Source organism: Pseudoflavonifractor sp. An176, assembly GCF_002160435.1.
In the GTDB taxonomy this organism is placed as follows: domain Bacteria; phylum Bacillota; class Clostridia; order Oscillospirales; family Oscillospiraceae; genus Enterenecus; species Enterenecus faecium.
In genome coordinates this window covers 209650-223370 of the sequence record NZ_NFKO01000002.1, presented here as the reverse complement: position 1 = coordinate 223370, position 13721 = coordinate 209650, and the positions used below count along the sequence as shown (strand labels likewise).

Genomic DNA, 13721 nt, shown 5'->3' with positions numbered 1-13721 from the left:
AAGGTTGAAACATTGTAATGTAAGTACCATTTCGAAAAAGGGCGTAAAAACCCAAGCCCCCTAAAAGCGGGCAAAAACTGAACTTATGCTTAAAATCTAAACAGTAAGTGGAGCAGCCACAAGGTAACCCTGTCTCTGGAGGATGAAGATGGCCTCTTCAACAGAAACCTCACGGTGTGCAGGTGGGCGATCGCTCTTGCGGTAGAGCTCCGAATTGTACGGCTCGTTCTTCTTGAGTATGTTGTAGATTGCCGTTAGAAGCATCCTGGCAATGGCAATGATGGCTTTTTTGTGGCCCCGGCGTTTCTTGAGTGCGAGATAGCGATTGCGGACCTCCGGGAACTGCTTGGCACGAATGGCGCAGAGAGCGCACTGAACAAGTAGCGGCTTGATGTAAGCTCCGGCCCGGCCGATTCTGGTGGTTTTCTTCTTCCCGGCACTCTCGTTGTTCTGCGGCGTAAGACCAGCCCAGGAGCACAGGTGCTTCGAGGTGGGGAACACGGACATATCCACTCCGATTTCCGAGATGATGCCGATAGCGGCAAAGGATTGGATACCCGGCACCGACATAACAAGGTTGAGCTGGGGAAGGTACTTCTCAGCGGTGGACAGGATCAGGGATTCCAGATTGAGCTTGCACCGTTCCAGACTGTCCATGTGGAAACGGATGATGCGGAGCTTTTCAGCCTGTTCTTCACACATCTCTCCGTCCACGGCAGCGAGCACTTGCTCGTCAGTTGCCTTCATACCTTTGGTTCGGAAACCGGAAACATCCGTGATTTTCTCCGCTGGATTTTCCAAAATTCTGGTTGTAATCGCAGAGGCTGCCTTGCCGAACACATTCGAGAACACATCGTCAAGTTTGAAGTTAGAGACAGTCAGACAGTTTTGCGCCCGGTTTTTTTCACCGGTGGTAAAGTTGGTGAGTTTCCAGCGGTAACGTACCAAATCCCGAAGCTGGCGAATATCCGCTGGAGGGATAAAGCTCCCAGCGACAAGGTCGTGCTTGAAGATGTCAGCAATCCACTTGGCGTCCCGCTTGTCCGTTTTCTTACCTCGAATCGCTTTCACATACTTGGGATGAGCAAGAACAATATTGCAGGAGGACTCCAAAACATTGTAAATAGGAATCCAATATTTCCCCGTGGATTCCATGCACACATCTTTGCAATTATTCTGGGCCAGCCAAGCTGCGCACCGTCGCAAATCTCCGGTAAATGTGGAGAACCGCTTGCGCTTGTAGGTCGTCACACCCTGCTCATTGGTAGAAGCGATACAGGCAACAACGAAGGACTTGTGGACATCCATCCCGCAGCAGATGCGGTAAACGATTTTAAGCATAACACATCCCCTCGAAACAGTATTTGAGGGAACAGGCAGGGACTGGACACTCACTGAAAGATTGAAGTAGTCCGTCTCTCCAAAGATAAGGTTACAGGGTTCTTTGCCCTACTCATTGGTGCTTGAAAGAGCGTCCGGCACACATACATATTCAGTCCAGCCACTGCTGAGCCTACTTACCTCCACGTGCTCTGTAGTGTGCCTGCTCCCTCAAGTACAGTTTAACAAATTTTTACTTGCTGCGTCAGAGATACCGTGTTTCATTCCCTTTGGTGCCTTGGAGCGCAGCGGAAAGGAATGGTCATACATATGAAAACTCCCCAGCAAGTCCGTGCCATGGTGGATGGACTCAAGCAGCTCTATCCCGACGGCATCTGCTCGCTGCAATATAAGAAAGACTATGAATTGCTCTTTGCAGTGCGGCTCTCTGCCCAGTGCACCGATGAGCGGGTCAACCAAGTCACCCCCGCCCTCTTTGCCCGCTTCCCCACCCTGGAGGCCTTCGCCCAGGCAGACGTGGAGGAAGTGGGAGAATACATCCACTCCTGCGGATTCTTCCGGGCCAAGAGCCGGGACCTGGTGCTGTGCGCCCAGATGCTCCTATCCCAACACGGCGGAAAGGTCCCCGGCACCATGGAGGAGCTGGTGGCGCTGCCCGGCGTGGGGCGCAAGACCGCCAATCTGATTTTGGGTGATGTGTTCCACACCCCAGGTGTGGTGGTGGCAGACACCCACTGCATCCGCATTTCCGGACGTCTGGGCCTCACCGATGGCACCAAGGACCCCGGCAAAGTGGAAAAGCAGCTGCGGGAAATTCTTCCCCCAGAGGAGTCCAACGACTTCTGCCACCGCCTGGTGCTCCATGGCCGGGCTATCTGCACCGCCCGCCAGGCCAAGTGCGGCATGTGCCCCTTGGCTCCCGTGTGTGACTACGCCGCTAAATTGTAAGCAACAAGCCCCGCCGAGATCGGCGGGGCTTGCTTCATTTCAAATGGTTTTTGGCCGCGGTCAAGGTGTTCAGCATGAGCATGGCCCGGGTCATGGGGCCCACGCCGCCGGGCACGGGGGTGAGATAGGAGGCCTTGGGCTCCACTTCCTCCACCACCACATCGCCGCACAGCTTACCTTCGGCGTTGCGGTTCATGGCCACGTCGATGACCACCGCTCCCTCCTTCACCATATCCCCGGTGACCAGGCCCACCTGACCTACAGCAGAGACCAGAATGTCCGCCGTGGCGGCGATCTCTTTCATATCCGGGGTACGGGAATGGCAGACGGTGACAGTGCCATGGGCGTGGAGCAGCAGCATTGCCATGGGCTTACCCACAATGTTGGAGCGCCCCAGCACTACGCACCGCTTACCGGTGGGGTCAATGTGGTACTCCTTCAACAGCTCCATAACACCGCCGGGGGTACAGGGTTGGAATACCGGCTGACCGATGGTGAGCTTTCCCACGTTATAGGGGTGGAAACAGTCCACATCCTTGCCGGGATCAATGGCCAGCAACACCTCTTCCTCACAGAAGCCCCGGGGCAGAGGTAGCTGTACCAGAATACCGTCGATGTCCTCCCGGCGGTTCAGCTCACCGATAAGGTCCAGCAGTTCCTGCTGGGTGCTGGTCTCCGGCAGGGCGTACTCCTCGCTGTAATAACCGCACTCCTCGCAGTCCTTACGCTTGCTGTTGACGTATACCCGGGAGGCAGGATTGTCCCCCACGATAATGACCGCAAGGCCCGGTCTGCGCCGCAGCTGTGCCGCCTCCTCCCTGGCCTGTTCCTTTAACTTTTTGGCCAGAGCCAGGCCATCCATCTTAATTGCCATGTTCTTCTTGCTCCTTCCCGGCCGCAGTCAGGGGCGGCGTAACACCCTTCCCCCGCTTCCATTGAATCACCATGATGATGATGGCGGCCACCGCAGAAATAATTCCCACCAGTTGAGACGTGCGCAGCCCGGTACCAAAGAAATACAGGCTGTCGGTGCGCATTCCTTCAATGATGGCACGGCCAATGCCGTACCATGCCACATAGGACAGGAAAATCTGTCCGTCAAATTTCCGACCCTTCCGAGCCAGCAGCACCAAGAGCACAAAGCCCAGCACATTCCACAGAGATTCATAGAGGAAGGTGGGGTGTACGCCCAGGGTGCCGTCCAAAATACTCTGATATGCCTCCTGGGACTCCAGCAGGCCCTTGTCCATCAGCTCATTGGCAATGGAGGTGGAGCACATGCGCCAAGGCAGCGTGGTCAAGCCGCCGTAGGCCTCCACATTGACAAAGTTGCCCCAGCGGCCAATGGCCTGGCCAATAAGCAGCCCATAACAGCCCACATCCGCATAGTTCCAAAAGGACTGGTGGCGCACCTTGCAGTACACCGCCACGGTGATCACCGCTGCAATCACACCGCCGTAGATGGCCAGGCCGCCGTCCCGGATGGCAATGGCCCGTCCCCAGTCAAAGGGGCCGTCTGCGGCGCGAAACTGAGACAAATAGAAAATTAAATAGTAAGCTCTGGCCCCGATGATGGCCAGAGGCACAGCGAAAAACAACATATCAATGAGTTTTTCACTGTCCACGCCCAAGCTGGCAGCCTTTTTCGTACAGTAAAACACCGCCAGCAGAAATCCAAAGGCGATAATGACGCCATACCAATAGATGTCCTTACCAAACAGGTTCAGCGCCACCCGGTTGAGGGTAAATTCCAGGCCCAGGCCGGGAAACGACACCGTATTGACCACGATCAATCCCACCTTTCCTGATCGCCTGTACCCACCGGGCACACCACCGACAGGGCCACCCGCTCGGGCACACACCACTGCTCCAGCATCGCTCTGGCGTCCGCCCACTCAATGCTCTGGAAACACTGGGGGAAATTCAGATACTCCTCACCCCGGAAATAGTTCTGGGCCAACTCAATGCAGGTGTCCTCCAGGGAGTTGAGCCGCCGCACCATGCTGCCATAGGCGGCCTTTTTCAGGCGCTCCCACAGCTCCGGGTCCAGACCCTCCCGGCACAGCCGCTGGGCCTCGGCCAGCACGGCATCCCGTACCGCCTTGGGGTCCCGGCTCTCGCCGCCTGCCATGAGGTAGGCACATCCCGGCACCGACTCGTAGTCTCCGCCGAAGCTGCTGTTGATGAGTCCCTCCTCATACAGCTTGGTATACAGGGGCGCAGAGGCGCCAAAGAGCACGTCGCACACCAGTTCTCCCACCAGCTGCTGGCGCAGTTCCTGCCCCTCCGGGGCAGGGGTTCCCTTCACGCCCAACTCGAACACCGGCACGGACACCGGCATCTCCCGCTGCACGTAGGACTGGGCCACCTGGACCGGTTCCTTCTGCCCCAAGTCTGCCTGGCCCACGCCACCTCCGGTGTGGGTCACAATCTCCCGGGCCAGCTCCACCACCCGCTGGGGGTCCACAGAGCCCGCCACGCACAGCACCATGTTATCCGGGCGGTAAAAGGCCTCATGACAGCGGTACAGCACCTCCGGGGTGATCTGGGCAATGGATGCCTCGCTGCCTGCCACTCGCACCCGCACCGGGTGGTTTTGATACATGGCCTCCATGAGCTGGTAGTACACTTCCACGTCCGAGTCGTCCAGGCACATGCGGATTTCCTGAGCAATGATGCCCTGCTCTTTGGCCACGCTCTCCTCTGTGAAAAAAGGAGTGGTGACAAAGCTCAGCAAAGTGCGCAGGTTTTCCTCAAAGCCCCGGGTACATTCAAAATAGTAGCCCGTGATGGCCGCAGCGGTAAAGGCATTGTCCACCGCCCCGTTGGCGGCCATGATTTGCAGCACATTGCCCTCCTCGGAGTCAAACATCTTGTGCTCCAGGAAGTGGGCCACTCCCGCCGGGGTGTCCACCCAGTGCCCGTCCTCATTGTGAAAGCGCAGGTGCATGCCACCGTAACGGGTGGCAAAAAAGGCGAATTGCTTGGCGTATTCCGGCCGCACATCCACCAGAATCTCCAGCCCATTTTCCAGGCGGTGTCGATGAATCTTCTCGCCCAGCAACTGATATTCCCGCAGTTCCATGTCAGCCCTCCTCCCCCGTGAGATAATAGATGGTGTCCAGCGCCAGCATTTGGGCCACCGCCACCACATCGGCATGGGTGACCTGCTCCACCTGCTGGGCCAGCTCGTCCGGGCGGGTGGGGTCTCCCCCAGACAGTGCCGTGGACACCCCGTCGTCCTCCATTAAGCCCTGGCTGTCTTTGCGGCTGACCAAGGCGTTGACCACCGAGCGGATGGCGGCTTCCAGCTCCTCCTGGGTAAAGTCCCCTTGACGAACGGCATCCAGCTGGGCCAGAATGGCCTCCTTGGCCACGCCGAACTTGGCAAACTCCACCCCCGAGGACACCACCATCAGCCCCTTCACCTTATCCAGCATGGAGGAGGCGAAATAGCAAAGGCTCATCTTCTCCCGCACATTGGTAAATAGCTTGGAGTGGGCAGTTCCGCCGTACAGGGCGTTGCACACCAGCAGCGCTGCAAACTGGGGATGGTTCACCACCACCCCGCCGGTGCGGAAGCCCAAGGCCAACTTGCCCTGGGTGACGTCCATCACATCGGTGACCTCCCGCACCTCACCGCTCTGGGGACGATCCACCACCTGGCACACCACCGGAGCCTGTCTGGCAGAGAGCAGCGGAGCAAAGGAGCGGGCAATGGCTTGCTCCACCCGCTCCACATCGGCAGAACCACCATAATAAAAAGTAACACGGCTGGTCCGGAGCAGAGTCCGATAATGGTCCCACAGCGCCTGGGCCGTCATGCTGCAGGCGGTCTGGGCATCCCCCAGCTTGTCCACCGCATAGGCCTCTTGGGCGCACATCTCCTGTACCAGCCGGAAGATGGACCAGCCCCGCTTGTCGTTGACCCGGGCGGCAATGCGGTCGGCCAGATTGGCCCCCTCGCTGGCCACAAAATCCTGGGAAAACACCCCGTCCTCGGTGTAGGGGTCCAGCAGAATCTCCCCCACCAGGGCAAAGGCAGGCTCCAACACTGCCATACCGTCCAGGGCATAGTGATCGTCAATAAAGCTGCACTGGAATCCCACGCACTGGCTCTCTCCCCGCTGACGGACCGCAGGGCCCAGGGATGCGCCGTAGAGCTCGTCCGTGGCAGCGGACAGGCTCTCCATGTTGGGATGGTTCCGACTGCCCCGGTACAGGACATCGGGAATTAAAGCGTAGGCCGTGGCGGTGTCCGCCCGCAGGGGCACCGTCAGCGTCACGCTGAATACGCCGGTTTTGAACTGGTTGGTCCGAGTCATGACCAACTCTACCCCGTCAGCCAGGGTTTTGTGGAATCGCTCCATACCGTTCCTCCTTCAGGGAATTTCAGTACGCATATTATACATCATTTTCTCCATCTTTCCACTATAAAAACAGCCACACCCCTTTCCACACGTTTCATTGCAGCAAAATCCACAACCACACTTTTGAGGGGAGGTTATTTTTGTTGTATTTGTCCAGGTATATGGAAAGTGTTTTCCCTTGACAGCCCGAGATGGCTATGGTATAGTATCCATTGTAAAGTTCGTCTGCTTTACAACCCGCGGTCAAGGAGGTGCTCACCATGAAAAATCAGGCGTACCGCATGTCGATGCTCTATGATTTTTATGGTGATCTGCTCACCGATCGTCAGAAAGAGTTCTTCGATCTCTACTACAACGACGACCTGTCCCTGTCCGAGATCGCCGAGAACTACGGCATTTCCCGCCAGGGTGTCCGGGACGTGATTGTCCGGGCAGAGGCCGCCATGGACGAGATTGAGGAGAAAACTCACCTCATCCGCCGCTTCCACCAGAGCCAGAAAGAACTGCTGGCCATTGACGAAGCGGCTGACCGACTGCTCCAGGCTGTGCGAGCCGGGTCCTGTACCGCCTCTACCCTGGAGGAGATCGCCCTGAGTATTAAGGAACACACCGCCAAACTCAAACAGGAGTAAGCTATGGCATTTGAAAGCTTAACGGAAAAACTCTCCGCCACCTTCCGACGCCTGCGTGGCAAGGGCCGCATTAGCGAGGCGGACGTGAAGGTCGCCATGAAAGAGATCAAAATGGCTCTTTTGGAGGCGGACGTCAACTTTAAGGTGGTCAAGAACTTTGTGGCTTCTGTCACCGAGCGTGCCGTAGGCACCGACGTGCTGGAGTCCCTCACCCCCGCCCAGATGATCATCAAGATCGTCAATGAGGAGCTCACCGCTCTCATGGGCGGCGGGGACAGCAAGTTGGCCATCGCCTCTGCCCCTCCCACCGTGATCATGCTGGTGGGCTTGCAGGGTGCAGGTAAAACCACCAACGGCGCCAAACTGGCCGGATTGATGAAAAAGCAGGGCAAGCGCCCCCTGCTGGCCGCCTGTGACATCTACCGCCCCGCCGCCATCCGGCAGTTGGAAGTGGTGGGTGAGCAGCTGGACATCCCGGTCTTCCAGATGGGGCAGACCAACCCCGTTGACATTGCCAAAGCCGCCGTGGAGCATGCCAAAAAACATGGCAACGACATGGTGTTCTTGGATACCGCCGGCCGCCTGCACATTGACCAGGAGCTCATGGATGAGCTAAAGGCTGTGAAGGCTGCCGTCAACCCCACTGAGATTCTGCTGGTGGTGGACGCCATGATCGGTCAGGACGCCGTGAACGCCGCTAAGGCCTTCGACGATGCTCTGGACATTGACGGCGTCATGCTCACCAAGCTGGACGGCGACGCCCGAGGCGGCGCTGCTCTGTCCATCCGAGCCGTCACTGGCAAGCCCATCAAGTTTGCCGGTACCGGCGAGAAGCTGGACAACATCGAGGTGTTCCACCCCGACCGCATGGCCAGCCGTATTTTGGGCATGGGCGACGTGCTCTCCCTCATTGAGAAGGCCGAGCAGAGCCTGGACGCCAAAAAGGCCGCCGAGCAGATGGAGCGCCTGCGCAAAAACAAGTTCACCCTGGCTGACTTTTATGACCAGCTGGTGCAGGTGAAAAAGATGGGCTCCATGCAGGACATTGCCGCCATGCTCCCGGGCATGAACGGCAAAAAGCTGGACTTCAATGTGGACGAGGCCGGTCTGAGCAAGATCGAGGCTATCATCCAGTCCATGACCCCCTATGAGCGGGAGAATCCCTCCGTGCTCAACTCCAGCCGGAAAAAGCGCATTGCCGCCGGGTCCGGCACCCAGGTGGTGGACGTCAATCGCCTGCTCAAGCAGTTTGAGGCGATTCAGATGCTCACCCGCCAGTTCTCCAATCCCAAGAAGGCCAAAGGCCTGCTCAGCCGCATCAAAGGCATGGGGTTGCCCTTTTAAGGTTGGTTTCTGTCCCCCACGGACATTGCCATATACATGCTAGAATCTATGGAGGTGAAGATACAATGGTTAAGATCAGACTGCGTCGTATGGGTGCTAAGAAGGCTCCCTTCTACCGCGTTGTGGTTGCCGATTCCCGCTATCCCCGGGATGGTCGTTTCATCGAGGAGCTGGGCACCTATGATCCCCGCCAGAATCCCGCTGCCGTCAACATCGACGTGGAGCGTGCTCAGGCTTGGATCAAGACCGGCGCTCAGCCCACCGACACCGTGCGTGACCTGCTGAAGAAGGCTGGCCTGTAAGCGCGCGATTGGAGGTCCTCATGAAGGAATTGCTCACTTATATTGCCCAAAACCTGGTGGAGCATCCGGACCAGGTTTCTGTGACCGAGCACGAGACTCCCGCAGAGACTGTTTTGGAACTGCGTGTAGCCGCTGAGGACATGGGCAAGGTGATCGGCCGTCAGGGCCGCATCGCCAAGGAGATTCGGGCGCTGATGCGCTCGGTTGCCCAGCGTCAGGGCAAAAAGGTATCCGTTGACATCATCGACTGATACAGCCGCTTAAGGCGGGGGCAAGCCCCCGCCTTTTTGATTTTGACACAAAGAGGTGAACCGATTATGATCCATCCCTATCTGGAGTGCGGCCAAATCGTCAACACCCACGGCATTCGCGGTGAGGTGAAAATCGTCCCCTGGGCGGACAGCGCCGATTTTCTCTGCCAGTTCTCCACCCTGTATATCGACGGCAAGCCGGTGAAGGTTTTGAATGCCCGGGTCCACAAAAACAGCGTCATCGCTCAGCTGGAGGGTGTGTCCGACGTAAACACCGCCATGCTGCTGAAAAACAAGGTGGTGCACATCCGTCGAGAGGACGCCAACCTGCCTGAGGGCACCTTCTTCCTGGCCGATATCATCGGCCTGGACGTGGTGGACGAGGACGGCGGCAAGCTGGGCACTCTGAAAGACATTCTCTCCCCCTCCCGCCAGCAGGTGTATGTGGTGGAAGGGGAGCGTCAAATTCTCATCCCCGCCGTGCCGGAGTTTATTCTGGAGACCAATGTGGACGGGGGTTATATCAAGGTTCGCCTCATTGAGGGGATGTGAGAGGCATGTATCACATTGATATTATGACCCTGTTCCCTGACACTGTGGGGGACGTGCTCAGCGAGTCCATTTTGGGCCGTGCCCAGGAACGGGACTACATCCGCATTCTCACCCATCAGATTCGGGACTACACCAAAAACAAGCAAAAGCAGGTGGATGATTACCCCTATGGCGGCGGCCAGGGGGCCATTCTCCAGGCAGACCCACTTTACCAGTGCTGGGACCACATCCGCCAGGAGAGCCAGTGCCGCCCCCACACCATCTATCTCTCCCCCTGCGGCAAGACCTTCACCCAGGAGGACGCCCGCCGTCTGGCCCGGGAGTACGATCACCTGATTCTGGTGTGCGGCCACTACGAGGGCATTGATCAGCGGTTCATTGACGCGTATGTGGACGAGGAGATCTCCCTGGGGGATTTTGTCCTCACCGGCGGTGAGATCGCCGCCATGGCGGTGGCAGACGCTGTGTGCCGCCTCATCCCTGGGGTTCTCTCCCATGACGCCTGTTTTGAGGACGAGAGCCACTGGAACGGCATGTTGGAATACCCCCAGTACTCCCGCCCCGCCCAGTGGCACGGCATGGAGGTACCCAAGGTGCTCACCTGCGGAGACCACAAGAAGGTGGAACGTTGGCGGCGTAAGCAATCCATTCTCCGCACCCGGGACCGCCGCCCTGACCTGTACGCCCAGCTGGACCTATCCTCCAAGGAGGACCAGAAGCTGCTGGCAGAAATCCGGGCGGAGGAACTGCTCCGCCCCCTCCCCCATCCCGTCTATACCGTCCCGGCCACACCGGAGCTGTGGGCCTCCATTCCCTGGCCCCACACCGACGCTATGCCCCCTCACAGCTACCTGCTGTGTCACGGGCCGGAGCCAGCAGCTTGCTTCTCCCTCAACCCCCTGGAGGCAGAGGAGGATTTGGGCATTCAGGACGGCAAGTGGTCTGCCCCGGAGCGCAGCATGCTCCTCACCCTCCACGGCCAGGACCCTGCCCTCCTCCACACCGACCTGGTGGACAAGCTGCTGGAACAGGCCGAGGCGCTGGCCAGACAGGCGGGCAGCCCCTGGCTGCGCATGGCCGTGAGCAAGAAGGACAAGGAACTGCTGGCCCACATGAAGGCCGTGAATTTTCAGTATCGTGGAAACCTGGAGCACCAAGGTGCACGCCGGGTGGCCTACGAGCTGCGTCTGAAATAACAAAGGGAGGTGCCTGCCATGATTTTGGGCATTGATGCCGGAACCAGCGCCGTGAAACTGGCGGTACTGGACGGAGACCGCATCTGTACCACCTACTATCAATCCAACTGCGACACCAGCGCCCACACCCTCCAGCAGGCCCTGGAGCACTCTGGTATCCGCTCCCTTCCCATCACCCATGTGGCAGTCACTGGGCTCAACGGCTCCCGCTGTGGGGCAGATACTATGGGTCTGCCCCTGTGCACCGTGTCCGAGCTGGACGCCATCGGCTGCGGCGGCTGCTTTCTGTCCGGGAGGGACGATGCCCTGGTGGTGAACATGGGCACGGGCACCACCTTTGTTCTGGCCCGCAACGGCGCTTACACCCACCTGGGCGGCACAGGCATTGGGGGCGGCACCCTCATGGGCCTGGGGCGAGGCCTTCTAGGGGTCCACACCCCGGATGAGCTGTTTCAGCTGGCCAATGAGGGCGATTTGGGGCAGGTGGATCTGCGCATTGGAGATCTGTTTGAGGGTTCGGAGACCTTAGACCCCAGCCTCACCTCCTCCAATCTGGCCAAGGCCTCCCCCGACTCCACCCGGGCGGACTGGTCCGCCGGGCTGTTGAACCTGGTTTTGGAGTGCACCGGCACCATGGCCATGCTGGCCTGCGGGGCCCACCAGGTATCTGACGTGGTGCTGCTGGGGGCGCTGACCCGGCTCCCCCAGGCCAAGGCCCGCTTTCAGGTCTTCACGCAATTCTACGCCCCCAACTATGTCATCGCGCCCCATGCCGATTGCGCCACCGCCATCGGCACAGCCCTGTTGACAAAGGAGAACACATCATGGATTTGACCAATCTTTCTGATATTAAAGCCCTGTTGGCCCGCCACGGATTCCACTTTTCCAAGTCTATGGGCCAAAATTTTCTCATTGAGGACTGGGTGCCCCGAGACATCGCCCACAGCGCCCAGCTGGATGAGAGCTGCGGCGTGCTGGAGATCGGCCCCGGTATTGGCCCCCTCACCGTGCAGCTGGCCCAACAGGCGGGCAAAGTGGTATCAGTGGAGCTGGACCGCTCCCTGCTCCCCATTTTGGAGGAGACCGTAGGCGGCTATGACAACGTGGAGATCGTCCCCGGCGACGTGATGAAGCTGAACATCCCCCAACTGGTAGAGGAGAAGTTCCAGGGGCTCACCCCCATGGCCTGCGCCAATCTGCCCTACAACATCACCACCCCCGTCATCACCCTGCTGCTGGAGAGCGGCTGTTTCCGCCGGGTCACGGTGATGATTCAGCGGGAGGTGGCCAAGCGCATCTGTGCCCAGCCCGGCACCTCGGACTTCGGGGCCTTCTCCCTGTTCTGCCAGTACCACGCCGTGTGCGAGTACCTCTTCGAGGTGCCTGCCCAGTGCTTCCTCCCCGCCCCCAAGGTGACCTCGGCGGTGATCGGCATGACCCTGCGGGACACTCCCCCGGTGGACTGCCCCCCCAAGCAGCTGTTCTCCGTCATCCGGGCCGCCTTCGCCCAGCGGAGAAAGACCCTTCTCAATGCCCTGTCCTCGGCCTACGGCAGCCAGCTGTCCAAAGAGCAGCTGAGAGATGTGCTGACCGAGTGCGGATTTGCAGAGACAGTCCGTGGCGAGCAGCTGGGCCTGGAGGAGTTCTCCCGTCTGGCCCACACCCTATACTCTCATATGTAACACGCAGCCCTTCCCGGCCTTTTCCCGGGAAGGGCGGTCACTTTGCCCTTTGGGGCATACACTGGGATGAAGGAGGTAACATCATGCCTATCATTTATCTATCTCCCTCCACCCAGGAGAATAACTTATACGTCAACGGCGGCAGCGAAGAGGAGTGGATGAACCGCCTTGCCGATGCCATGATTCCATACCTGGAGGCCACCGGGATTCGATACAGCCGAAACACCCCGGATATGACGGCTGCGTCCTCCATCCGGGCCTCCAATGCAGGAAACTACGACCTACACCTGGCGCTGCACTCCAATGCCTCCCCAGAGGGAGAATATGGCCAGAACCGAGGTGTCCTGGTGTTCCATTACCCGGGCAGCGTCCAGGGCACCAAAGCCGCCACCATTATGGCCGACCATCTGCGGGAGATCTACCCCTTACCGGACAAAGTGCGGGTGGAGCCTACCCGTACCATTGGAGAGGTCCGGCTCACCCGGGCCCCCTCCGTCTTTTTGGAGCTGGGCTACCATGACAACCTGGATGACGCCGTGTGGGTGCAGACCAATCTGGACCTCATCGCCCGGACCATCGTCCAGGCCCTGGCGGAATACTTCCAAATTCCCTTCCTGGCCCCCAACGCCCCTCGTCAGGGGGTGGTGGACGTGAGTTGGGGGCACCTGAACATCCGTTCCCGCCCTTCCCTGTCCGCCCCTGTCATTGCCAAGGCCTATGACGGGGCCATCTTGACCATCCTCAACCAGTGGCAGGACTGGTACCTGGTTTCCTTTGACGGGACAGAAGGATATGCAAGCGCAGATTTCATCACACTGGTTTGAGACCCATTCCTCCGAATTTTGCATACCACCGGAACATGTCTGGATACAGCTGGATTACCCCGACCAGGCTATGCCAGCCTGGAGCCTCCTGCAAGCTCTGGCTTACAAGCCCTCTAGTTCCATGCCCCCACCGCCCCAAGATCAGGTCTGAGGGGTTATTCACAGTTTCTTCAAAAAAACTTCAAAGAATATCCACTCACACAATCTGGGATGTGGTATCCTAACAGTATCAGAAATGACAACTCCTCCCTCTCTCTTTTGAAAACCATGCCTCCTCCA

The 13721-nt window shown here is 58.7% G+C and carries 15 protein-coding genes; 10 read left to right on the top strand and 5 right to left on the bottom strand.

Annotation, left to right across the window (positions count from 1 at the left end; all coding sequences use genetic code 11):
- Positions 1-96: 96 nt before the first annotated feature.
- Positions 97-1341 (bottom strand): IS110 family transposase, encoded by a 1245-nt coding sequence (locus B5F12_RS02550; RefSeq protein ID WP_087229789.1) that lies wholly within the window; start codon positions 1339-1341, stop codon positions 97-99.
- A gap of 309 nt (positions 1342-1650) precedes the next feature.
- Between B5F12_RS02550 and nth the strand changes: the two genes are divergently transcribed.
- The gene (gene nth / locus B5F12_RS02545) at positions 1651-2289 is read left to right on the top strand and encodes an endonuclease III (RefSeq protein ID WP_087229786.1); all 639 of its coding nucleotides are present in this window, start codon (positions 1651-1653) and stop codon (positions 2287-2289) included.
- A gap of 34 nt (positions 2290-2323) precedes the next feature.
- Here the strand turns inward: nth and folD are convergent, their stop codons facing one another.
- From folD to B5F12_RS02525, 4 genes are read right to left on the bottom strand one after another with little or no spacing between them, the layout of a single operon-like run.
- On the bottom strand, positions 2324-3163 hold the full coding sequence (gene folD / locus B5F12_RS02540) for a bifunctional methylenetetrahydrofolate dehydrogenase/methenyltetrahydrofolate cyclohydrolase FolD (protein WP_087229783.1): 840 nt from the start codon (positions 3161-3163) through the stop codon (positions 2324-2326).
- Positions 3153-4076 carry a prolipoprotein diacylglyceryl transferase gene (lgt, locus tag B5F12_RS02535; RefSeq protein WP_087229825.1) on the bottom strand — a complete coding sequence of 308 codons (924 nt, stop codon included), beginning with the start codon at positions 4074-4076 and terminating at the stop codon, positions 3153-3155. Before lgt ends, folD begins: the two co-directional genes overlap by 11 nt.
- Positions 4077-4078: 2 nt before the next feature.
- Positions 4079-5374: a pitrilysin family protein gene (locus tag B5F12_RS02530; RefSeq protein ID WP_087229780.1), complete on the bottom strand. Its 1296-nt coding sequence runs from the start codon at positions 5372-5374 to the stop codon at positions 4079-4081.
- A gap of 1 nt (position 5375) precedes the next feature.
- Entirely contained in the window at positions 5376-6659 is a 1284-nt protein-coding gene (locus B5F12_RS02525) for a pitrilysin family protein (protein ID WP_087229777.1), read from the bottom strand.
- Positions 6660-6919: 260 nt separating this feature from the next.
- On the opposite strand from B5F12_RS02525, the gene ylxM reads away from it, so the two are divergent.
- The 9 genes from ylxM to B5F12_RS02480 all read left to right on the top strand — a co-directional run bounded on the left by ylxM (position 6920) and on the right by B5F12_RS02480 (position 13442).
- Positions 6920-7291 carry a YlxM family DNA-binding protein gene (ylxM, locus tag B5F12_RS02520; protein WP_087229773.1) on the top strand — a complete coding sequence of 124 codons (372 nt, stop codon included), beginning with the start codon at positions 6920-6922 and terminating at the stop codon, positions 7289-7291.
- A gap of 3 nt (positions 7292-7294) precedes the next feature.
- Positions 7295-8635 carry a signal recognition particle protein gene (gene ffh, locus B5F12_RS02515; RefSeq protein ID WP_087229770.1) on the top strand — a complete coding sequence of 447 codons (1341 nt, stop codon included), beginning with the start codon at positions 7295-7297 and terminating at the stop codon, positions 8633-8635.
- Positions 8636-8700: 65 nt separating this feature from the next.
- A complete protein-coding gene (rpsP, locus tag B5F12_RS02510) occupies positions 8701-8937 on the top strand; it encodes a 30S ribosomal protein S16 (RefSeq protein WP_087229767.1) in 237 nt (78 codons plus the stop codon).
- Between the two features lie 20 nt (positions 8938-8957).
- Positions 8958-9188: a KH domain-containing protein gene (locus B5F12_RS02505; protein WP_162607922.1), complete on the top strand. Its 231-nt coding sequence runs from the start codon at positions 8958-8960 to the stop codon at positions 9186-9188.
- A gap of 66 nt (positions 9189-9254) precedes the next feature.
- Positions 9255-9740: a ribosome maturation factor RimM gene (gene rimM, locus B5F12_RS02500; RefSeq protein ID WP_087229761.1), complete on the top strand. Its 486-nt coding sequence runs from the start codon at positions 9255-9257 to the stop codon at positions 9738-9740.
- Positions 9741-9745: 5 nt separating this feature from the next.
- Positions 9746-10936 (top strand): tRNA (guanosine(37)-N1)-methyltransferase TrmD, encoded by a 1191-nt coding sequence (gene trmD / locus B5F12_RS12305; protein WP_087229758.1) that lies wholly within the window; start codon positions 9746-9748, stop codon positions 10934-10936.
- Positions 10937-10954: 18 nt separating this feature from the next.
- Positions 10955-11770 (top strand): hypothetical protein, encoded by an 816-nt coding sequence (locus tag B5F12_RS02490; RefSeq protein WP_087229755.1) that lies wholly within the window; start codon positions 10955-10957, stop codon positions 11768-11770.
- Complete coding sequence (rsmA, locus tag B5F12_RS02485) at positions 11761-12618, top strand: 16S rRNA (adenine(1518)-N(6)/adenine(1519)-N(6))-dimethyltransferase RsmA (RefSeq protein ID WP_087229752.1); 858 nt, start codon at positions 11761-11763, stop codon at positions 12616-12618. The genes B5F12_RS02490 and rsmA overlap by 10 nt, the downstream gene beginning before the upstream one ends.
- Positions 12619-12701: 83 nt before the next feature.
- Positions 12702-13442 (top strand): SH3 domain-containing protein, encoded by a 741-nt coding sequence (locus B5F12_RS02480; RefSeq protein WP_087229749.1) that lies wholly within the window; start codon positions 12702-12704, stop codon positions 13440-13442.
- Positions 13443-13721: the final 279 nt, after the last annotated feature.